The 22,052-nt window shown below is 40.9% G+C and carries 17 protein-coding genes; 2 read left to right on the top strand and 15 right to left on the bottom strand.

Features of this window, described 5'->3' with window-relative positions:
• Nucleotides 1-3: 3 nt before the first annotated feature.
• The 6 genes from NH454_RS12745 to upp form a co-directional block, all read right to left on the bottom strand.
• Entirely contained in the window at nucleotides 4-1,407 is a 1,404-nt protein-coding gene (locus NH454_RS12745) for a hypothetical protein (RefSeq protein ID WP_253039273.1), read from the bottom strand.
• Nucleotides 1,408-1,676: 269 nt separating this feature from the next.
• On the bottom strand, nucleotides 1,677-3,446 hold the full coding sequence (locus NH454_RS12740; RefSeq protein ID WP_135926323.1) for a sugar phosphorylase: 1,770 nt from the start codon (nucleotides 3,444-3,446) through the stop codon (nucleotides 1,677-1,679).
• 12 nt (nucleotides 3,447-3,458) lie between these two features.
• Nucleotides 3,459-4,679 carry a glycosyl transferase gene (locus NH454_RS12735; protein WP_138557748.1) on the bottom strand — a complete coding sequence of 407 codons (1,221 nt, stop codon included), beginning with the start codon at nucleotides 4,677-4,679 and terminating at the stop codon, nucleotides 3,459-3,461.
• Nucleotides 4,672-6,414 (bottom strand): HAD-IIB family hydrolase, encoded by a 1,743-nt coding sequence (locus NH454_RS12730; RefSeq protein ID WP_253039272.1) that lies wholly within the window; start codon nucleotides 6,412-6,414, stop codon nucleotides 4,672-4,674. The genes NH454_RS12735 and NH454_RS12730 overlap by 8 nt, the downstream gene beginning before the upstream one ends.
• Nucleotides 6,415-6,552: 138 nt before the next feature.
• On the bottom strand, nucleotides 6,553-7,791 hold the full coding sequence (locus NH454_RS12725) for a uracil-xanthine permease family protein (protein ID WP_135926936.1): 1,239 nt from the start codon (nucleotides 7,789-7,791) through the stop codon (nucleotides 6,553-6,555).
• A 9-nt stretch (nucleotides 7,792-7,800) separates the two neighbouring features.
• Entirely contained in the window at nucleotides 7,801-8,430 is a 630-nt protein-coding gene (upp, locus tag NH454_RS12720) for a uracil phosphoribosyltransferase (protein ID WP_135926935.1), read from the bottom strand.
• A gap of 194 nt (nucleotides 8,431-8,624) precedes the next feature.
• Between upp and NH454_RS12715 the strand changes: the two genes are divergently transcribed.
• On the top strand, nucleotides 8,625-9,443 hold the full coding sequence (locus tag NH454_RS12715) for a hypothetical protein (RefSeq protein WP_253039271.1): 819 nt from the start codon (nucleotides 8,625-8,627) through the stop codon (nucleotides 9,441-9,443).
• On the opposite strand, the gene NH454_RS12710 is transcribed toward NH454_RS12715, so the two are convergent.
• From NH454_RS12710 to NH454_RS12685, 6 genes are all read right to left on the bottom strand, one after another.
• Nucleotides 9,440-10,411: a Gfo/Idh/MocA family oxidoreductase gene (locus tag NH454_RS12710; protein ID WP_253039270.1), complete on the bottom strand. Its 972-nt coding sequence runs from the start codon at nucleotides 10,409-10,411 to the stop codon at nucleotides 9,440-9,442. The genes NH454_RS12715 and NH454_RS12710 overlap by 4 nt on opposite strands.
• Nucleotides 10,412-10,413: 2 nt before the next feature.
• The gene (locus tag NH454_RS12705) at nucleotides 10,414-11,361 is read right to left on the bottom strand and encodes a phosphotransferase (protein WP_253039269.1); all 948 of its coding nucleotides are present in this window, start codon (nucleotides 11,359-11,361) and stop codon (nucleotides 10,414-10,416) included.
• Between the two features lie 144 nt (nucleotides 11,362-11,505).
• Complete coding sequence (locus NH454_RS12700) at nucleotides 11,506-13,761, bottom strand: acyl-CoA dehydrogenase (RefSeq protein ID WP_135926931.1); 2,256 nt, start codon at nucleotides 13,759-13,761, stop codon at nucleotides 11,506-11,508.
• Between the two features lie 253 nt (nucleotides 13,762-14,014).
• Nucleotides 14,015-15,544, bottom strand: coding sequence for a phospholipase D family protein (locus tag NH454_RS12695; protein ID WP_199527791.1), 1,530 nt, complete (start codon nucleotides 15,542-15,544; stop codon nucleotides 14,015-14,017).
• A gap of 155 nt (nucleotides 15,545-15,699) precedes the next feature.
• Nucleotides 15,700-15,894: a (2Fe-2S)-binding protein gene (locus tag NH454_RS12690; protein ID WP_135926929.1), complete on the bottom strand. Its 195-nt coding sequence runs from the start codon at nucleotides 15,892-15,894 to the stop codon at nucleotides 15,700-15,702.
• 397 nt (nucleotides 15,895-16,291) lie between these two features.
• Nucleotides 16,292-16,702 carry a hypothetical protein gene (locus NH454_RS12685; protein WP_253039267.1) on the bottom strand — a complete coding sequence of 137 codons (411 nt, stop codon included), beginning with the start codon at nucleotides 16,700-16,702 and terminating at the stop codon, nucleotides 16,292-16,294.
• Nucleotides 16,703-17,003: 301 nt separating this feature from the next.
• Here NH454_RS12685 and NH454_RS12680 point away from each other — a divergent pair, with 301 nt between their 5' ends.
• Nucleotides 17,004-19,277 (top strand): CHRD domain-containing protein, encoded by a 2,274-nt coding sequence (locus tag NH454_RS12680; protein WP_199527793.1) that lies wholly within the window; start codon nucleotides 17,004-17,006, stop codon nucleotides 19,275-19,277.
• A gap of 121 nt (nucleotides 19,278-19,398) precedes the next feature.
• Here the strand turns inward: NH454_RS12680 and NH454_RS12675 are convergent, their stop codons facing one another.
• The 3 genes from NH454_RS12675 to NH454_RS12665 all read right to left on the bottom strand — a co-directional run bounded on the left by NH454_RS12675 (nucleotide 19,399) and on the right by NH454_RS12665 (nucleotide 21,995).
• Nucleotides 19,399-19,884, bottom strand: coding sequence for a DUF6436 domain-containing protein (locus NH454_RS12675; RefSeq protein WP_253039265.1), 486 nt, complete (start codon nucleotides 19,882-19,884; stop codon nucleotides 19,399-19,401).
• A gap of 13 nt (nucleotides 19,885-19,897) precedes the next feature.
• Entirely contained in the window at nucleotides 19,898-21,364 is a 1,467-nt protein-coding gene (locus NH454_RS12670) for a methyl-accepting chemotaxis protein (RefSeq protein ID WP_253039263.1), read from the bottom strand.
• 76 nt (nucleotides 21,365-21,440) lie between these two features.
• Nucleotides 21,441-21,995 carry an isochorismatase family protein gene (locus NH454_RS12665; protein WP_235383700.1) on the bottom strand — a complete coding sequence of 185 codons (555 nt, stop codon included), beginning with the start codon at nucleotides 21,993-21,995 and terminating at the stop codon, nucleotides 21,441-21,443.
• Between the last annotated feature and the right edge of the window lie 57 nt (nucleotides 21,996-22,052).

Genomic DNA, 22,052 nt, shown 5'->3' with positions numbered 1-22,052 from the left:
CCTTTATAGTTCTGTAGAAAATTTATAGCCAAGAGAGGCGCTAAAGTGAGTCGTGTCATCGATATCGTCTTGTGCGTAATAACGTTGACCGCCCTGAAGTTTTAGAATTAAGTTTTTGTTTGGAAGGTAATTTAAACCAAAGTTAAGCTCACGAATGTCGTAACGATGGATAGCCGCACCACTGGCCACTTCAAGCATTGGGTTGGCATAATCAAACGAGGTAAATACATACAGCGGCGAAGATAAATCAAACAGCCCCTGCATATTATAAGCGGCTTCTACAAATGCAGATTCTGCTTTGCTACCAAGCTGTGCAAAGCTTCCCGGACGCAGACCCGGTGTTGTTTTATTCGCAGCAGTGATAGCAACTGAGTCTTCTAACTCGCCATATAAGTACTGACCACGGAACACAAGATCATCTAACGTCCATGCACCATGTAACCCGAGGATAGATACGTTTCCATCCTCATCGAGTTTGCCCTGATTGCGACGGTTATCTGATGTGTTTGCCGTATAGTAACTAACACCAAAACCTTTACCTGCTTTAACATTGCCATAATCAAGGCGTAATGTGAGCGCTAAATCATCTGCAGTATTTTCTTCAAAGCGTTGCTGTGCACCACCCGCGACCCAATTAGTCGAACGGAAGTATTCAGAGTTAAGACCTGTCGTCACCAATGTTTGCAGTGTAAAGTCAGACCAACGAGAAATTAAGTTAACTCCAGTTTCGTGCCAAACTTGCGGGATCATGGTTGCCTCACCCCAGTGGCGAGTCGTGGTAAAGTATTGATCAGGCTTGTTTAAGTCTGTGCCTAAGCCTACCGGAACATATATATGACCAAACTTGACAGTAAAGTTAGGGTTATATTCATATTCTAGTTGCAGCTTTTCGACAATAACTTCACCACCCGCTTCAACTTCTGATTCAAATTCGCCAAATTCTTCAAAGCCATCGTATTCAAGCGTGGTACCTGTACCGCCATGCTCATACTCAAGTTCAAATTCGACTTTCCACTTATCATCAATTTCATATTCAAACTCAGTGACAACTCGCTCTAAGTCTGTAGTGGCGCGGCGCTCTGGTGAAGTATCTTGAACGTTGGCAAACACTTCGTCACTTTTGTAAAGCAAAGTACCATAGCTTTTAAAAGTAAGTTTTGAGTCTTTTTTGCTTGCGACTGAAGCAATTGGGGTTGCTTGCTCAGTAACAACTGGGGCTTTTTGCTGCACTGCAACTTGCTGGGTGTTTTTCGCATCTAATTGACTTTTTAAGTAATCAATCGCTTTTTGTTGTTCAAGGAGTTGTTGTTGAAGTTTTTCGAGTTGAGCTTGCATGTCATCATTTGCAACACTGTATAGTGGAGTCAAAGCCAATGACACCGCGAGAGAGAGTACTGCTTTGTTCATCGTAAAGTGCACCTAAAAATAAAACCAAATGATAATAGTTATCTTTTATATTGTAAATATTGTTAACTTTACTTTTTTACTAAAAACGGTAAATTAGATTAAATAAGATTTAATTTCTAATACTATTTCATTGAAAATTAAGCTGGAATGATAATTTGGTGTGCAATAAGGAAGCAATTTACGATAACTGTAAGTTACTTGTTAACAAGCAAACCCACCTGATGGGCTTACTTGTTAACGATAAGACTTGTATTATCTTGATGATAGGACTATTTATTGCTGAGCCAAACTGCTTGATATGGAGTCAGCGACAATGTTTGTGTTTGCTCAGTAATTTGCTCCCCGCTTATTAAATCTCGCCACTGCTCGGTACCAATCAAATTTAAGTCTGCAAGAGTAAGAGTTTGCGTCTCATCACTAATGTTATAAACACAAAACATGCTTTGTGAACGGTTAATACTTTGTCGCCAAAAACCAAATAACCCCTCACTTAAATGTAACGTATATTGCGTCGCATTAGGGTGAAATGCGCTTTGCGCCTTACGAATAGCCATCAAGTTTTTCATCGCTTTAAACACAGTACGGTGATGGGCATTTTCATTACTCAGTTTTGCTAGTAAATCTGATTCTTGCCAACGGTGACGGTTAATAGCCCGATTATGTTGGCTATTTTCAAAGCGCTCATAATCGTTGGTAGTACCGAGTAAGCTATGAATATACAAACCAGGAATGCCTTCAAGCGCAAACATAATGGCATGTGCACATAAAAAGCGAGCAACTCCCCACTTATCAGGGCCTTTATGAGTACCTTGCAATGCATCAAATAAAGCAATGTTTAATTCATAAGGGGTGTTAGTTCCATCAGGTGCGGTACGCAGTGAGACTTTACCGCCATACTTTGCAGTCGTACTGACCATTTCGGCAATTTCACTTTGCTCCAATAACCCTTCGACAGGCCTTAAACCAATACCATCATGTGAAGCTATAAAGTTAAAGTATGCGGTCCCTTCTTGAGGAGGTGGCATACTCATCATCCAATGCTTTAATGCAGTGCTGTCGCCACTGAGTAAAGTGTGTAACAACAACGGTGGCAATGAGAAGTTGTAAATACAATGCGCTTCGTTGGCATTACCAAAGTACGATAGGTTTTCGCGATTTGGAATATTGGTTTCAGTGATAATAATCACATTAGGCTCAAAGTGCTCAATAAGGGTACGAAGTAGCCTGATCACTTCGTGAGTTTCAGGTAAATTAATGCAACGGGTATTGAGCTTTTTCCATAAAAAAGCCACCGCATCAAGGCGGAAAATACGCACACCATTATCTAAATAATGACGAATAATACCCACAAACTCGTTAAGTACATCTGGGTTGGCAAAATCAAAGTCGACTTGGTCATGACTAAACGTACACCACACATGTTGCAAACCATCTTTTGTTTCGACCGCTTGTAAAAGAGGCGATGTACGCGGACGAACAACCTGCACTAGGTCGTCACTCGGGCTTGCCGTTTTAAAATACCCTTTACCCGGCTCTTTGCCTTGAATAAAGTTTTCAAACCAAACGCTGCGGCTTGAACAATGGTTGATCACCAAATCAGCCATCAATCTAACATCTGCTGAAATATCACGAATATGCTGCCAACTGCCTAACGCTTCATTCACTTGCACATAATTCATTACCGCAAAGCCTTCATCTGAGCTATATGGGTAAAATGGCAAAATGTGAAGTGCATTAAGCTCAGGCAAGCATTGGCTTTTTACAAACCGATGTAGAGTATGCAAAGGTGGCTCTTCAGGCTTTGCCACGGCTTCATCCGTATTCGCATGGCGAATGATTGAATCACCATAAGCAATTAAAATCATGTCTTGCTCATCCCAACGGTTTTTATGCGGCGTTGGGTCACGTACAGGATCATCACCTAACATGGTATTGATAAGCCTGTCTGCAAGTTGTTCAAGCGAGGTTGATAGCTCAACCTCGGCGTAGATACAGGTTAAATGCTGTATAACCCGTTGTTGGAGTAGCTCTAAAGTCACGTGTCTTCTCCGTTAAATAAATTCTTTGTTATCAAGCTCTACGGCTTCTTCTAAGCGAGCAAATACATCTGGCATTGCCGAAGCGACTCGGTTCCAACTCGGCACAAATGGTGCCTCCATTGGGTTTTCTAAGAAGTGCTGACCCGCATTCATAATGTTTTGCGCAAACATTTCAACGGCTTTCTCTTCATGGTGAATATCAAGTGTTAAACCATTCATCAGCGCATCGTTGTGATAAGTTTCGATAAAATCGAGTGCGATACGGTAGTAAGTTGCTTTTAATGAACGAATTGTTTCGCTGGTAAAGGTCACCCCTTGGGTAGCCAGCTTTCTGAATAAAGCTTTAGTAATATCAATCGACATTTTCGACAAGCCCGCTGCTTGGTTTTCAAGCGATAGGTCTTGGTGTTTATGATCATAGTTATCAGCAATATCAACCTGACATAACCGGTTATGCGAGTAATTGCGATACATCTCTGATAACACGCCAATTTCGAGACCCCAGTCACTTGGAATACGAATATCATTAAGTACATCGCGACGGAATGAGAACTCACCCGCTAGCGGATAACGAAACGAGTCCATGTATTCTAAATAATCGTTGCTACCTAAAATTGTTTTAAATGAGCGTAATAGCGGCGTTACCAGCAAACGTGACACGCGGCCATTAATTTTGCCCTCAGCGGTGCGCGGGTAAAAGCCTTTACAAAATTCATAGTTAAAACGAGGGTGAGCAACAGGATAAATTAAGCGTGCTAAAAGTGCTCTGTCGTAAGTCAAAATATCGCAGTCATGTAGTGCAATTGACTCTACTTTTGAGGTTGCTAACTTATAACCCATGCAATACCAAACATTGCGACCTTTACCTAGCTCTCGTGGCGCAACGCCAAGTTTTTGTAGTTCTTTATCAAGCGCTTGTAAACGCGGGCCATCATTCCAAAGTACCTTATGATGCTGGTCAAGCTCAGCAAAAAACTGTAACGCATGGCGATATTGGCTTTCGTCGGCGCGATCTAGGCCAATGGTAATTTGTGATAAGTAAGGCACATGTTTGAGCTCAGCTATAATATTTTGCAAAGCGGGTCCTTCTAACTCACTGTAAAGTGAGGGTAAAATCAAACCCATAGGACGCTGTTTTGAAAAATCCAATAACTCTTTTTCTAGTTCTTCGACTGGACGGTCAGCAATATTGTGTAAGGTCGTGATAATGCCATTTTGATAGAAATCAGCCATGAGATTGCTCCTGTTTTGCTGCAAAACGCGCTTTGATGATAGTTAACGCAGAAACTTCTTGAACCCAACCTGCTGGGGCTGGTTTTTCGCTTAGCTGCCAAGCTTTTTGTAATATTTGCGATTGTACTTGGCTGCCAGGGTTATTGATTAAAATGGCGGTGTCGGCCGCTTTTAGCATGGCGACATCGTTTTGACTGTCGCCGAGCGCTATTACAGTGAATGGATTGCGATAAGCTTTTTTGAACTGATTTAACAACCATTTTTGTGCAAGGCCTTTGTTGTTACCTTTAGTTAGGTGAATGAAGCGACCACCAACAAGCACTTCGTATCCTGCTTGACTCATTGCCTCTATCAAACCTTGTTTCTCTTCATCACTGCCAGAAAAGCAAATTGGGTCTGAATATTGGCGCTTTAAAGCCAGTTCGCTTTTATCAACGGGTAGCCCTGTTAGTTCAGCTATTTCTTGTGCACTAAATTGACTAAATAAGCGCACACAATGGCTAAATTGACTGGCATATTGTTTAAGATCTTCATGCAATTTATCGGTGCTTTGTGTCATCGCAAAACGCCAATAACCTTGATATTCATCACAGCCAATCGGCTTTACTTTAAAATAATCTTTCGGGATATAAACGGCCGCGCCATTTTCCACAATAAAGGGTTGGTGATGATTTAAAGCTTTTTGAATATCAGTGACTTCTGCAAATGTTTTGCTGGTATTAAAAATGACATTGACACCGGTATCATTCAACTTAGCCAAAAATGGTTTGATCACCTCACATTCGTAACTATCGTGATCAAGCAATGTGCCGTCTAAATCAGTAAAAATAAGTGGTTGAGCAATTTGGTCAGCGAGTAGTTCCATTTTGGTAATATCACGCTCAGTATCAAGCAACAATAAAGCATCAACACTGTGCGCAAGAGTGGCTAAGTTTTCACGCGTAATACGTTCAAAATGAGAGATAAAACGCTTTAAACTCACTTCGTCAAACGTGCCCTGCCCTTGGCCTTTTTTGGCAATTAACTTTTGCTCTTGCTCTAAGCGCCAAGCATACACATCTTCAAATGATGGCGCTTTTAACATAATGGTGTAATCGGCCATTGCGAATACATTTTGATATTCATTTGCTAAACAGCTATTTACGCAGCGACGCCAAATGCCGTCGGCATCTTCTAGTTGTTCTAATTCATTAACTGGAGTTTGCAGTTGATAAGGTTGCTGAGGTGTACTGGCTACACACCAACCCTCAAAAAACACGATATCTACGGGCTTTTGGTTGCTCGGCCACTGGGCTTGTGGCACTGGATCATCGGTTAGCTTATCAAATTGAGGTAATGGCACATCCACTTTACCTGCCAACAAGGCCGATAAGGTTTGCTCCATTAATTGCGTATCATGCGTACCTGGTACACCACGACTGGCAAACAAGGGATGAACATCTTTAGCAAGCTCAGTGCGTGCATCACGACTTAAATAAAAGTCATCGATTGATAATGACACACTGTTAAATTCAGTATTGCTATTAACCCAAGTCACTAAAAAATCAGCGAGGGTTGTTTTTCCTGAGCCTTGGCAGCCGTTGATAGCCACCAGCATAGATTGGCCGGTCATTTTTGCGCTCAAGATATCTTGCGCGAGGGGTATAAAAAATTGCTCACTTAAGTATTGATACTTGAGTGGTAACTGATGTTTCGCTAAAAACGGGGTAATATCCACAACATTTGCCTCTTGCATAATCGCTCCTACCAGTATGACATAGAGATAAATGCAGTTAGTAGACCAGTTTTATAACTCGTTATTTTTTATATAGTTACAAAAAAAGCGCGTATTTAACGCGCTTTTTTGGTGCAATATTTAAGCAGTTTTTAAGTTCTAATCAACTTGTTGCACTGCTTTGGGGAGGACAGCATTTAAGATAATCCCTAAAATTGCGCATAAGCTCACACCTTGCAAACTAAACTCGTCACCGCCGAGGTGCATGCCACCAATACCAAACACTAAAATCAGTGCGATGATAGTCAAGTTTCGAGGCGCGGTAAGGTCTTCACCTGATTTTACTAAAGTATTTAAACCTACAACGGCAATTGAGCCAAATAGTAAAATCATGATACCGCCCATCACAGGAACCGGAATAGTTTGTAAACCCGCACCCATTTTTGCCACAAATGCGAGCACAATCGCGATGATAGCAGTCCAAAGCATCACTCGAGGGTTGAAGTTACGCGTAAGCATGACCGCCCCCGTTACTTCAGAGTAGGTTGTATTAGGTGGACCACCAAAAACCGATGCCGCAGAGGTTGCTAAACCATCACCCAATAAAGTGCGATGTAAGCCCGGTTTCTTTAAATAGTCTTTACCCGTGACTTGGCTAATTGCCATCATGTCGCCAATATGTTCTATAGCTGGCGCAATGGCCACAGGCACCATAAATAAAATAGCTTGCCACTTAAACTCAGGGTAAGTAAATGCAGGTACAGCAAACCAGCGAGCTTCAGTAACCGCATTAAATTCCACAATACCTATAAATAACGAAGCAAGATAACCTGCGATAACACCAGCAAGAATAGGAATAAGTTTAAATACACCTTTACCCCATACCGCAAAAATCAGCGTAACCAATAATGATAAACCAGACACCCAAATAGCTTGTTCATAAGGAACTAGTTGCGCGCTGCCATCCCCTGCTTTACCCATTGCCATATTCACAGCAACGGGCGCTAAGGCTAAACCAATCACCATAATAACTGGGCCAACAACCACAGGCGGTAACACTTTATGCAGTGCATTCACGCCTTTAAATTTTACAATCAAGCTAAGTGCAAAATAGCAAAAGCCTGCCACCATTAAACCACCCATAGTTGCAGGAATACCCCACATTTGTACTGAGGCGATAATAGGTGCAATAAAAGCAAAAGACGATGCTAAAAAGATAGGAACTTGGCCTTTGGTAACCACATGAAACAGCAAGGTTCCTAGGCCTGCGGTAAATAAAGCCACATTGGGATCAAGGCCTGTCAGTAACGGCACAAGTACCAGTGCGCCAAATGCAACAAACAGCATTTGCGCGCCGGTTAGAATTGTTTTTAACGAAAATGTTTGATGATTTTCCACGTGCACGCCTTACACTGTACCAAAGATCTTGTCACCGGCATCTCCTAAGCCTGGGATGATATAGCCTTTTTCGTTTAAGTGACTATCTAGTGATGCCGTGAAGATTTCAACATCTGGGTGCGCCTCAAGGGTTTTTTCTACACCTTCAGGTGCTGCCACTAGTACAATCACTTTAATATCTTTACAACCTGCTTTTTTCAGCATATCGATTGTGGCGATCATTGAACCACCCGTTGCCAGCATTGGGTCAATAACAAGGCTTAAACGCTCATCAATTTTACCAACTAGTTTTTCAAAGTATGGCACAGGCTCCAATGTTTCTTCGTTACGCTGCAAACCTACAACACTAACTTTTGCAGCAGGTAATAATTGCATAACGCCATCCATCATACCAAGGCCGGCACGTAGAATCGGCACAACAGTAATTTTTTTACCTTTAATGTGCTCTACATTGAGGTTTGAACCATCCCATCCAGTGATCTGCACGCTTTCTAATGGTAGGTTTTTTGTTGCTTCGTATGTAAGCAAAGTACCTACTTCAGACGCCAGCTCACGGAAACTTTTTGTGCTAATACCTTGTGCGCGCATAAGGCCAAGTTTGTGTTGAACTAACGGATGAGTAATAACATGGATAGACATAAGTAGAACCTAAATGAAATAAATTACGCCTATTTTAGCGCAAAATAGTCTACTCGACTGCAAAAATTGCATACTTACTGCATTAATTCGAACAACTGGTCTAAAATTAAACAGCTGTGTGCAAATTTTAATTTTTTTGCAACAACACGTACGGTCAATATTTAAGATTTAATTATTTTTTGGGTTAAGCTGTAATGAAAACACTCACATTTACCTTAATACTATTTTGTTGCATTTCCTTACCAACCCACAGTGAAACACTCAATATTCAAATGATGGCTGACTTTATCCCCCAAGATGGCGGCAATCCAGAAAATGAAGCCACTACGTTTTTACTTGCTGCTGCCGCTGAGTTAGGTGATGAAATCAGCCTGCACTTTATACCGGCAAGTCGGCTAAGAGAATGGCAGCAGTTAAGCAAAATGAATAATGTTTGCTTATACAATAAATTAAAAACCCCTGACCGTGAGGCCCAAGCCGTATTTAGTCAATACCCTCTGATGGCTTTTCCTGCTAACAAATTGGTGGTATTCAACAAGCCAAAGATCCCTGATTCCATTACCCTGCTACAAGCTATTAATGACTTCAATTTAACAATAGGCATCATCAAGGACCGCTCATATTCAGAAGAAATTGATAACTTTATACGCTTAGATGATGAGCACTTTTTTATGTTAGAAGGGGCAACAAATGCACCAAGGCTAGGGCAAATGTTATTTCAAAATAAAATTGATGCCGTTTTAGAATACCAAACTGTATTTAGCAACCGTTATAAACGAGCTCCGGGACTAAGTAGTATTCGTTATATCAGCCTTAAACCAGAAAAAGCCGCGGTGTTTGGTTATATTGCTTGTTCACCAACAGAGGTCGGCAAACAAGCAATCGCGCTGTTCGACAAAGCGCTTAAATCAGAAAAAGTACGCACTTTAATTAGTGAGCGCCTAATGGCGCTATTTCATGAAGGTGAAAACACGCAAATTGTAAATGCTTTCAATGCAGCGTTTGAACACTAAGCCGATAAAATTTGCTCCATAACCCAGCTTGTATGTAGTGCGGTTTCACCGGTTGATGGGTGTGGTTGCTGGGCATGAAAATAATTCGCCATGTTTTCAACATGATATTGTTGAATATGCGCAGGGTTATCAATTACGAGCTGTTGTGTTCCCTTTGCGTTGTTCAGCACAATCGGCTTTTCATCAAATACACTAAAGCTAAGCTCGCCTTCACTGCCATAAATCATTACATCATCAAAACGATTTGCTGAAGCAAAGTTCCAGCTTCCGGTGCCAGTAACACCAGATTGATGCTGCCAGTGTGCGGTTATGGCATCGAATGCAGAATATAAGCCTTGTTGATTAGCACATAAACCATGCACCTTTTTAAAATCACCTAAAAGGTAAGCAAGTAAATCAAGGCCATGGCTGGCTAAATCGTCGAAGTAACCGCCTCGTGCTACTGTTTGATCGGTACGCCAATTATACTCTCCCGATAAATCAAGGGGATTCGGCGACTTACTTAAATGCCAACTAACATGACGAGGCTTACCAATCGCACCTTGCTCAAGTAACTGTTTAACGTGATTAAAGCGTGGTAATGAACGGCGATAATAGGCAACAAACAGCGGCTGATTAGCTTCTTTAAACGCTGCAACAATGTCAAGGCTGTCTTGATAACTTGGCGCCAGTGGCTTTTCAATACAACAAGGTTTACCTGCCGCAGCAACCTCAAGAGCATACGCTTTATGGCTATCAGGCGGCGTGGCAATATACACTGCATCAACACTGTTATCGTTAATTAGTTCGCTTGGCGATGCGAACACCTTTGCAACATTATGGCGTTTAGCATAATCATGGGCTTTTTCTAGGTCGCGGCGTGTCACCCCAATAAGCGCAATACCTTCTGCTTGCTGATAAGCAGGGCCGCTTTTCACTTCGGTTACAGCACCACAGCCGATAATGGCAAATCGCATTGGCTTATTCATTGCTAATCCTTTATTTTTAAGTACGTTACAAATTGCTGCTGCATGTAGCCATTTATTTTTGCATGATCAGGGCTCCAACCTGCTAAAAAGCGATAAAAATCACTCCATGCGTAACACCATAGCGCTCGCCAACTACTAACAACATGCACAGGATTTATACTCGGTTGAAAGCGTTTTAGTGCTAGGGTAAGAGTGTCAAAATAACCATTTAAATAATCATCTGCAACTGATTTTAATGCTGTATCATCTAAACAACTGCCTAAAAAATACATTACATCAATCACCCCAACACCCTTGCCAACATATTGAAAATCATAGCCAAGAACATGTTGGTTTTGTGGCGCAATAGCAAAGTTGGCAAGCTTAGCATCACCATGAATTATCGTTTGGTAAGGTGACTCACTCAGCGCAGTATCAATAGGTTGCGCCTGCGCTTTTAAGCTTAAATCGCTCATACGCTGTAACTCATCTGGCCGTGTTGCTAAATGCCAATAACTACCTCGAGGCCAAAGCCCCTCGGATGAGCTTGCTAAATGAAAAGCATGAAAATGTGCAAGCCAGTTTATAATTGCTTGAATGTGGCTGTGTGTAGCATGTGCTTGCTGGTAACCATGTGCTACGAAATCACTAAATAATAACGCTTGCTTAGTGCCCTCTTGTATTGCATCAATACAGTGGATTGTTGCAGCTTCATGGGGTAATTGATTAGAATAATGCCGATACCAGTTAAATTCGACTAAGTAGGATTGGCGCTTTCTGGCAAGAGCAAAATCACTTTGCGTTATACGGCTATGATTAATCTGGCTAGGCACTTCAATCGCTTTAATTACAGTCGCTGCACCGTTCACTTGGCAACGAATAATCTCACCGCACCCGCTCCAAACTGACGCGGCTTGCTGTAAATTTGTAATGTTTGAAAAGTGAGAAGTAACAAATTGCCTAAGATCCATAACGCTCTATGATTTAAAAAACGTATGGCAATGGTAGGTGAAATTAGCTATTGACACAACGGCCCGTAAGCAATAAAAAACCCGTGCTAAGCACGGGTTTTCGTAGATAAAGTCCTAATACTGCTAAGGACTTGCATTGTTGAATTACTCGTTTACCACACTTTTAAGTGGGTTAACTGGCTTTGCATTGTCATCCAGTAAGTTCATATCAAAATCGAACTCATCAACACGAATCGCTTTCTCACGTTTCTTGTTGTAGTCAATCAGTTTTGCATACTCTTCTTCGTTGATAACACTTGCAACAAGTGCATTATCAAGAGTTTCTGCAAAACGAACGCCCGGCTTGATAGTTTTAGCACGCAGTGCTTTTTTAACTTTTGCAAGTAAATCAAGACACGCCATTTTCGCTTTGTACGCTTGCTCATTGATGTAATGACCATCACCTTCAATTGGATTAACCAAGTGAGTGATTTGCGCTTTAAATGCCGTATCCATTTGCGCTTGAGTCGCAAGTTCACGGATTAAATCATCGCTGATCTTAGGCATTTTCTTTGAGTAGTTCATAGTAATGAAACGCATAAACTTACGAGTACCACTTGCAGGGAAGTTATCTAGGAACTTATGCAATGCTTCTTCAGCGCTTTGTAGTGCAAAGCGAGTCGCATAGTGGAAGTAAGGCGCAGCTTGCTCACGTTCACTGCTTGCTACTTTTTGCTCGTAGTATTTAATCGATGCCATCGCCGCATACAAGAAGCTCATTACGTCACCTAAACGTGCAGATAACATTTCTGCTTGCTTAAGTTTGCCGCCCAGTACCAATAACGAGAAGTCAGCGTAAACTGCAAGTTTTGCAGATAGTTTGTGTGCTGCTTTTTCGTATTCACGTACTTCTGGTAGTGACGATTTAGCACCCGCAGTAAACGGTAATACACCTAAACGGAAAGCACGTAAGCTGTTAGCTACGCTGTAGCCCACTGTTTTACGTAAGATACTGTTGAATTCTTTGTCTGCATTTTTGTCTTCGCTATGGATAGACTCAACCATAGATTGCAGGTAAGGGTGACAACGCATTACACCTTGACCAAAAATCATTAGGTTACGAGTAAGGATGTTTGCACCTTCAACCGTGATTGCGATAGGTTGAGCAACATAACCACTTGCTAATGTATTTTGCGGCCCATTTTGAATCGCTTTACCTGCTTGAATATCCATTGCTGAATCAAGCACGTTACGGCCAATTTCTGTCATGTGGTATTTAGCAATCGCAGTGACTACAGATGGTTTTAAGCCCATGCCTAAACCTTCTGTTGTTAATACTCGCATTGCTTCTTGAAGGTAAGTTTTACCTGCGATATCAGCAAGCTTCTCTTGAATACCTTCGAATTGACCAATCGCCAGACCAAACTGCTCACGCACTGCTGCGTACTCAGAAGCACCTTTAAATGCCACTTGTGATGAACTAACACCTAGTGCCGGTAACGAGATACCACGGCCAGCACCTAAACAGCTAACCAGCATTTGCCAGCCACGACCGATGTTCTTTTGACCACCAATGATGAAGTCCATTGGTACAAATACTTTTTCACCGCGAGTCGTACCGTTGTAAAAACGGATACCCATAGGGTCATGACGATTACCAAGCTGAACACCTGGGTGATCTTTAGGAATAAGCGCACAGGTAATACCTAGGTTTTCTTTACCACCTAGTAAACCATCAGGGTCAACCACTTTAAATGCTAAACCTAATACTGTCGCAATAGGTGCTAGAGTGATGTAGCGTTTGTCCCAAGTAATTTCTAAACCTAAAACTTCTTCGCCATTGAATTGACCACGTTTAACAACACCGATATCTGGAATACCACCAGCATCTGAACCCGCTTCTGGGCTAGTCAGCGCGAAACATGGAATATCACGACCATTTGCAAGGCGTGGTAAGTAGTGATCTTGCTGCTCTTTAGTACCGAAGTGTAGTAATAGCTCACCTGGGCCTAGAGAGTTAGGAACCATCACGGTTACCGCAACCGCAGAACTCTTAGTCGCAATAGTCGCAACAATTGTAGAGTTTGCATAAGGGCTGAACTCTAAACCGCCGAATGATTTAGGGATGATAAGCGAGAAAAAGCGCTCTTTTTTCAAGAAATCAAGAATGTAGTCAGGAAGATGTACACCATTTTGAATTTCAGAATCATCAATCATTGATAATAATTCTTTAACTGGGCCATCTAAGAATGCTTGTTCTTCAGCGCTCAGCTTAGCTGCTGGCACGTCACGAAGTGCATCGAAGTCAGGTTTACCTTGGTAGATTGAACCTTCTAACCAAACATCACCCGCATCTAACGCTTCTTGTTCTGTAATTGAAATACTAGGTAATACTTTTTTTAATTTTGTACGTAAGCTCATAATAAACTCATCCGACCAGATAGTAATACCTACATTACGTCACAAAATGAGCAATAGATCAATTGGTCCAACCAGTTTTTTTAACATTTTTTTATATTTATTTTTTCTTTGTATGCTAAGCACTTGAATACAATGGGTTTACACGTGTACGCTCAATTGCAATTTTTTATCCCGAAATAGTTAACAACTAAAGACTGAGAACAAAAAGCCCAACTAAAAAGTTGGGCTTAGATACAAATACTGAGTGAATAATTTAGAGTTCATCTTCTATGGGGAATAGCGAAATAAACCAAACCTGAAAACGCCGCCAAGATGACGTTTGTGGTTCTTCATCAAACTGCTCATTACTTACTGTGTCGAGCCAAACTAAGTCATCATCTTTAAGTGCAACTTTCCAGGCATATTCGGGCATTTGCGTATCAACCCAATGGGCTAAAAAGCGACTAAGCTTTTCGCTTTCGATTAACACTCCCATCTCGGTATTTAAATCAAGTGAGCGAGGGTCTAGATTCATGGTACCCACAAAAATCCTTTCATCATCAAAGGTCATGGTTTTTGCGTGTAAGCTTGCTTGCGATGACCCTGTAACTTTACGCCCTGCTTTGCGCTTAATAGCCATTAGATCACTGGGTTTTAATTCCCAAAGCTTTACCCCAGCCTTAATGAGATCTTCTCGGTATTTTTTATAACCAGCATGCACCGCGGATACATCCGTAGCAGCTAAAGAATTCGTTAAAATAGTGACATCAATACCTTTTTGAGCCCAGTTTGTTAACAGTTTCACACCTGAATCGCGAGGAATAAAATAGGGTGAAATTATAATTGCTCTATGCTTGGGCTCACCCATTTCTTTGAATAATAGTGGTGACATGTTTGCAGAGCGCTCATTGACATCATTCATCACTTTATCGGGATGGTCGTAAAACAGCACAGATTTTTGCCAATCAAACTTAATATCATCATTTTGAAGCCGTTTTACAAACTCACTTTCACGTAATTGTTCTACATAATTACTTTGCTGATTTTGCTCAACATAACTTGAAAGTGTGTTTGTAATATCAACCAAAGATTGCTCATCTCGTGAACCATGTAACTCTTCAACAGGGTAAGAAAGTTGGTGATTCCAATACAAATCAAAGGCTTTTGATGCCTCTGGAACAATCTCTCCAGCACTCATGACATCTAAATCAATAAATTCAGAATGATCTTCTGCCGAAAAATAAGCATTGCCAATATTTCGGCCACCAGTGATAAAAATCCGATTATCAACAATAAAACTCTTATTATGCATTCGTCTTGACAGTTGACTGTAATTACTTAGAAAGCCAAGCGCTTTAAAACGACGGTTAGGAAAGGGATTAAATAAACGAACTTCAATATTAGGATGAACAGCCAGTGCAGCGAGGTCTAATTCACTATCTGCTTGCGATAAATCATCGAGTAGTAAACGTACTCTTACCCCACGCTCCGCAGCTTTTAATAAAAAAGCCGTAAATAATATAGTGGTTTGCTGTCTGTGGTATAAATAGTACTGCACATCAATGGTGTGCTCTGCAGAATCAATAAGTGCCAATCTAGCTACAAAGGCATCGACCCCATCTGCTAGAGGATAAAAACCAGATAATCCAGGATGATTATTACCCACCGCATCTCCTATAGTACTGGGTGTATCTGCTGCAATGGCATAACTTGGTTGAATAGACTCTCTTGAAGGTAATTGTGCGCAACCAGAAATATACAAAAATAATACACAAAAAAGGAGTTTTGAAGAGTCTAGTATCATGGCTTCCTACCATTGATTTAACGTGAGATACACGTGATCGTTATACTATTACCCTAATAAATGAACGGATTAAAAGCAAATAAAAACTAATATGGAGGGATAAAGAAGTAAAAAGTAGTAATAAAAAGGTTTTAACGGCTTTAAGAGCAAATAGATTAAGCTACTTGCTCAGTAATATCAGCAATTTCAATTAGTTTACGATTGAGAATTTTTTTACAACAACCACAACACTTGCCGCACTGGGTACCCACCTGCAGCTCTTTTGATAATTCACGCATAGTCATCGCGCCATCATCAATTGTTTGTTCAATTTTTTTGTCAGTTACACCATGGCAAAGGCAAATATACATGAATGCAAACCACTCTCATTTCTGTTGATGGAATGCATATTAATCTAAACGGTAATAGTTCGCAATAGTGTTATAGACAATATTTGCATAACTTTTGAACCAGAACTGTCTAAATGGCAGACGCATAAAAATTTCCCCTTATGTTATGGACGGTTAGTCAAAAGCAGGGAAAGAAAAATTTTTAAATTTTTTTGTAAGATCTAATTTGCTAGTTGTTGTTTGTCAGTAATGTGGGCAAGTAGCTACTTAAGACGACCGCACCAAAAGCATAACTAAAGTTAATGATTTTTCAGTAACCCCAAATTAACAGGCTTAATAATTTAGCTATTAAAGCCTGCGGCAATTTTGCACTACTTACCCAAACTTTGAATCGCAAAAGAGTCCCTCTAATTACACTTTATGCTTTGTTATTGAAAAGCATACCGGAGTGATTATTGCTAGGCATTGAAAATAGTGAATTGATCATCGAAGAAACATTGCTTTTCACTGCTCGCTGAACAGCATTAACCTCATCGTCTAACTGCTCGTTTAATTCTTTTAGTTGCACTTCACGCTGCTCAGGCGTTAACTCTTCATTTGTCTCTACAATATTAATTTTATTTTGCAGTTCTTTAATCTTAGCAACTAACTCTTGCTGAGTGAGTGGGGTATCTGGTTTTGTCTCTGTGTCAGAATCTACATTGTTATTTTGCTGATTATTTTTAGCGTAACTGTTTGTTGCATTATTGGTGTTTAGATTTAGATCATTTTTATTTTTCTGACCCACAGGGTCTGACAATACAGAAGATGAAAATGAAGTAACTTGCATGATATTCCTAAGGTTATTTTTTTGACACTTTTAAGCTGTGCTGTTTAAAAAGAAATTAATGCACAAAACGTACCTATTAAGCATCCAAATCTTTCTATTTAAAGTCTTAAGGCACACTCAAGCACTTACCTTGTACTTGTTTCCCTAAAGCATAATTTAGTTAATCGCAAAAACTAGTTATAAATTACTATTTGATAACTTTTTAATAACCTTTTGTGATCGCTTTTCAAATCTCCCTCGTTCACTTTGTTGTGATGGACACGTCGTAACGTCCGAACATACAAATATATAAGGAAGAACGATGAAATACTTACTCTTGGCAACAAGCTTGCTATTTATCACAGCATGCAGCGATGATGACGACGATAAAACCGAAGTGGTTACTCCACCCCCAGTTCAAGAATTCAGCCCAAGTATGACCTACTCCGTTACATTGAGCGGCAAGCAAGAAGTGCCGATGAATAACTCAATGCAAACAGCAACTGCAACAGTAGAGCTTGACGAAAGTTTAATGCAATTTCGCGCAACACTTGACGCAAGCTCAGTCGAGGGCTTTAGCGCAGCACATATACATGATGGCGACTTAGGTGCTAATGGCGATGTTGCATTCACATTTGAAGCCACCACTGATGGAATGTATGAAGTCGCAATTACCGACCTTGATGAAAGCTTAATCGCTGATTTAATGGATGGCGATTGGTATATAAATCTACACACTGAGCAGTATGCTAATGGTGAATTACGTGCGCAAATTGTGCCTGATACAACCAGTATCATCACCTTTGTTTTAAATGGCGATCAACAAGTACCTATGAACGACAGCGACGCAATGGGTTATGGCTATGCGTCTTACGACAGTGCCACAACAGAATTGCGCCTTCGTGCAGTGACTATGGGTGTTGATGACGCAACGGCGGCTCATATCCACACTGGAAAATTAGGTTCAAATGGTGATGTTTTTGTTGCTCTAGAGCAAGATGATGAAGTAATGACAGATTGGGTAGTCCCAGAAGGTACAACAATCGATAGTGACACTTTAGCAATCCTTTTAGATGGTGGTCATTATGTCAACGTTCATACGCCTGAGTATGCCGGTGGTGAAATCCGCGGCCAGATCCTAACGGATAACTACGCTGTTGCTACATTCGCTTTAAGTGGCAATCAAGAAGTACCAATGGTGAACACAATGGCAAGTGGTGATGGCTATGCATTAGTTGATACTACCGACTACAGTGTCGAGCTTACTGTTGTAACCTCAGGCTTAGACGATGCCAGCGCTGCGCACATTCATACAGGTCGTATTGGTACAAATGGCGATGTATTAGTCGCTCTTGAACAATCAATGGACGACAGCAACGTGTGGATGACGCCAAGTAATACTCAAATCAATGCTGATATTTTTGCAGTACTAGCTTCTGGAGGCCATTACGTAAATGTCCATACCCCGGGTAACCCTGGTGGCGAGCTTCGCGGACAAATTCTTACCAGCAATTATATCTTCACAACCTTTAAACTTAGCGGTAAGCAAGAGGTACCTGCCGTTATGAGTAACGCTAGCGGCGAAGCTTATGCATTAATTAACATGGATAATTACGGCTTAGAACTACGTGTTAGCACCATGGGCGTTGATGATGCAACAGGCGCTCACATTCATACAGGCCGGATTGGCACAAATGGCGATGTATTAGTTGCGCTTGAGCAATCAAGTACTGATACAGGAATGTGGATGACACCGGAAAACACGCAAATTAATGCTGATATTTTCGCAGTACTTGCTTCAGGTGGCCATTATATTAATGTTCATACGCCAGCTAACCCAGGTGGCGAAATTAGAGGTCAGATCCTAACAGACAACTATCAGCTTGTTACTTTCCCACTCAGTGGAATGCAAGAAGTTCCTGCTGTCGACACTATGGCATCAGGCAGTGGTTATGCATTAGTGAACATGGATAATTACCATCTAGAATTAAGAGCATTAACTGAAGGTGTTAGTGATGCTACTGCTGCACACATTCACACTGGCCGTATCGGTATGAATGGTGATGTACTTGCTGCGCTAGAGCAGTCAAGCGAGAATGCAAATCTGTGGCAAACACCTGAAAACACCATGATCAATGCCGACATTTTCGCAATACTCGCATCAGGTGGCCATTACGTTAATGTGCATACGCCTGCTAACCCAAGTGGTGAACTGCGTGGCCAAATCCTTACCGATAACTATGTATTCGTGACCTTCCCACTAAGTGGTGAACAACAAGTTTCTGCGGTAACAACAGATGCCTCTGGCGATGGCTATGCATTAGTAAACACCAATGATTACAGCGTTGAATTGCAAGTACTTACATCAGGAGTAAGCGATGCGAGCGCTGCGCACATTCATACCGGTTTTGCAGGTGAAAATGGCCCAGTGCTAGCTCCTCTTGAGCAAGACAGTGATGATATGAATCGCTGGATGAGCACTACAGGCTTAATGATTAATGCTGAAATTTTCTCTGTTCTCGCTTCAGGAGGTCATTATATAAATGTACATACTCCTGCTAATCCAAATGGAGAGATAAGAGGCCAAATTCAATAATTCCCGTGTTACAGAGGCCAATAGTTAATTGGCCTCTTTATCTAATTAAGCGAAAATAAGACCCTACAATTAAAATTATACTTTCAACTTTATTGTAAATAGCGAATGTGTAATTTTCTTACTACCTAATCTCACAATAACACCCCTCGGCATCTGAATTAATAAACCGACTGTTAAACCCAGCACGTAAGTTTGCAATTACTAACTCGACAAAGCCATCTAAGCTTGAACACGCTAGTCCTTTTGACAATGGACCTGCGTATACAAGCTGTTGATTTTCTGAAATTAGTACAGCAGCCGGGTAAGCGGGTAATAGTGCCGCCACTGCTGAGGTTGGTTTAAGCTTTATAACTTTAACATCTTGTTCAGTAGCATAATCTGTAAGGCTAGCAATATGGGCTTGGGAGCGAGCTGAACAGACACAGCTATTATCATCAATAATATATAAGGTATTGCTGTTCTTTGCGCTAAGCCTCATGGAGGTTTGAAATAATGACAGCCAATTTGGCTTTGCTAGTTTTCTATCTGGGTCAAAAAGTGTGATTTGTTGAGAGTAGGCAATCGATAAAGCAGCTACAACCAAGGCAATCCAAACTAGGATTGCCACAATCACTCTCTTGCTACTTGAATTTGGCAATACCCTGCTCCATCACATCAATACTTTCATCAATGAGTTGCACGCGCTCGGTAAGCTTTTCAATCATCAGGTTGTCTTTGGCTTGGTTAGCAATTAATGCTTGTGAATTCTCGGCAATGGCACGTGTATTTCCCGCTTGGCTCTGTACTACATGCGCAACCGATTGAGAGCTGTTTGCAGCAAGGTTAACTTGCTCTGTCATTTCAGTAATTTGTAGTTTCATCTGTGAGCTTATCGCTGACAGTTGCTCAATGAGTGCCACACTGCCTTGCATTGATTTAGTTGATGAAGCACTGTTTTGCATCAAGCTTTCGAGCGTATTGGTTATTTTATCGGTGGTATGTTTACTGCGCGTTGCCAGGTTTCTGACTTCATCAGCCACTACCGCAAAGCCGCGGCCTTGTTCACCAGCACGCGCAGCTTCAATAGCTGCATTTAGCGCAAGTAAGTTAGTTTGCTCAGCAATTGATGAAATCTCATTAAGGAGTTCAGAAATATGACTACAAGCATTCACTAACTGAGAAATATTCTGATCAGCTTCTTGTAAGTTGCTTGCCAACTCTGCTGCTTTGGTATCGGTATTTGCAACTTCTTTTAATGCGTCTGCGGCACTAACATGCAACTGCTCAAATTGCATTTGTAATTCATTACTTTCGTGTTCAACATGGGCAAAGCCTTCAGCAACACGCTCGCCTGATTGTGCAATATCTATAGACAACTGCTCACGTAACACGGCTTGCTCATGCAGCTCATCATGAACCTCAAGCAATTGTTTAGATTGATTTTTAAGAACATTAGTTTGACTTTTCACATCCCCCACAACCCGAGATAAAAAGCCAAGTAAACGATTAAAACCCGCCACAGCTTTACTATGGCGCTCATCTGCTCTTAGGCTAATATTTATACGGTTTTCATCAGCCATAATTTGTTCTGTTGTATCGCTTAAAGAAAGACCTGAGCTTCTCTCCAGATGCAAAGTTTTGGCAATATAACCTGCCACAAATGCTTCAACGATGGCATATACAGCATGAATAAGTACAGTGCTAAAATACAGCCTGTCTGGATCGAAAACATAAAAACCAGACTCGTTTATCTGTAAAAAGTAAAAGCTCAAATGGTGAACGGCAACAAAGACAAGCGCTGTAATAAACACGCGCCATTCAACAAACATGATCAACACTGCCATTAAAATAAATATTTCAAAGTGAACTTCAATGAGGCCGTAGCTTTGTTGGATGTGTAAAAACGAAAACATCATGCAACCGGCAGCGACTACATGAGCTGTTAATTTGCTCGTTGGATATTGATAGAGCATCCAAAGTGGTAAAGACAGCAGTAATAGGCCTGTTACTACACCCGTTATTAGCGTCGAATAAACAAAACCTAAAACCAAAGATTCAATAAACAACAACAGGAACAAATAAGTAAAAAGGCGGCGCACACTCGTCATAGTTAAAGCCTTAATTATTAAATAATTTACAAAAACACAATTAATCGAGCCAATACGGCTTGATACGCATCACGGTTCACTTTATTAATTGCAATAATGCTCTAAATTGATCTGTCCCTGCTTTTTCTAGCCATTGAAATATCACACTCTCTGTACAAGTAATAATAGCACCCGCTGCAGATAGCTGCTTAATAGCTAGCTTTTTATGGTTTTGATTTCGAGAAGCAATGGCATCTTCAACAACGAATACTTGAAAGCCTGCAGCCAGCAAGTCTAAACATGTTTGCAACACACACACATGTGCTTCAGTTCCTGTGACTACTACCTGAGCTCGTTTATAGTCAGCTAACTTGTGGTTAAAATCATTTTCTAAACAGGCGCTAAAATGAATTTTATGGTAACAATTTTCTGCTGTAATAAACGGCACGAGTTCTTCACTGGTATGGCCTAATTTCGAAGGATTTTGTTCTGTAAATAAATAGGGGATCGCCAGTAACTTAGCACTATTTAACAAGGTAGCTGTGTGTTGTACAACATTAGTAAAATCGTCAATAACAGGGGCTAATCCAGCTTGCTCATCAATGATCAGCAGCATTGCTTGGCTTTGTTGGCATATATATGAATGGCGCATTACTTCCTCAAACTATGATAATTACTAAAGTTATAGCATAGCTTTCTAAATATGAAC

This window comes from Pseudoalteromonas sp. Ps84H-4 (assembly GCF_024124645.1).
GTDB lineage: Bacteria > Pseudomonadota > Gammaproteobacteria > Enterobacterales > Alteromonadaceae > Pseudoalteromonas > Pseudoalteromonas lipolytica_C.
Note: the sequence above shows the minus strand (reverse complement) of the source record. Positions and strands in the feature narration are given on the sequence as shown.

Bases quoted from the DNA above. Each gene is read 5' to 3' on its own strand.
- NH454_RS12735 (WP_138557748.1), bottom strand. From the start codon at position 4,679: ATGGCTGATTTCTATCAAAATGGCATTATCACGACCTTACACAATATT.
- NH454_RS12715 (WP_253039271.1), top strand. From the start codon at position 8,625: ATGAAAACACTCACATTTACCTTAATACTATTTTGTTGCATTTCCTTA.
- NH454_RS12695 (WP_199527791.1), bottom strand. From the start codon at position 15,544: ATGATACTAGACTCTTCAAAACTCCTTTTTTGTGTATTATTTTTGTAT.
- NH454_RS12690 (WP_135926929.1), bottom strand. From the start codon at position 15,894: ATGTATATTTGCCTTTGCCATGGTGTAACTGACAAAAAAATTGAACAA.
- NH454_RS12700 (WP_135926931.1), bottom strand. From the start codon at position 13,761: ATGAGCTTACGTACAAAATTAAAAAAAGTATTACCTAGTATTTCAATT.
- upp (WP_135926935.1), bottom strand. From the start codon at position 8,430: ATGTCTATCCATGTTATTACTCATCCGTTAGTTCAACACAAACTTGGC.
- NH454_RS12680 (WP_199527793.1), top strand. From the start codon at position 17,004: ATGAAATACTTACTCTTGGCAACAAGCTTGCTATTTATCACAGCATGC.
- NH454_RS12665 (WP_235383700.1), bottom strand. From the start codon at position 21,995: ATGCGCCATTCATATATATGCCAACAAAGCCAAGCAATGCTGCTGATC.
- NH454_RS12745 (WP_253039273.1), bottom strand. From the start codon at position 1,407: ATGAACAAAGCAGTACTCTCTCTCGCGGTGTCATTGGCTTTGACTCCA.
- NH454_RS12710 (WP_253039270.1), bottom strand. From the start codon at position 10,411: ATGAATAAGCCAATGCGATTTGCCATTATCGGCTGTGGTGCTGTAACC.
- NH454_RS12705 (WP_253039269.1), bottom strand. From the start codon at position 11,361: ATGGATCTTAGGCAATTTGTTACTTCTCACTTTTCAAACATTACAAAT.
- NH454_RS12685 (WP_253039267.1), bottom strand. From the start codon at position 16,702: ATGCAAGTTACTTCATTTTCATCTTCTGTATTGTCAGACCCTGTGGGT.
- NH454_RS12730 (WP_253039272.1), bottom strand. From the start codon at position 6,414: ATGCAAGAGGCAAATGTTGTGGATATTACCCCGTTTTTAGCGAAACAT.
- NH454_RS12670 (WP_253039263.1), bottom strand. From the start codon at position 21,364: ATGACGAGTGTGCGCCGCCTTTTTACTTATTTGTTCCTGTTGTTGTTT.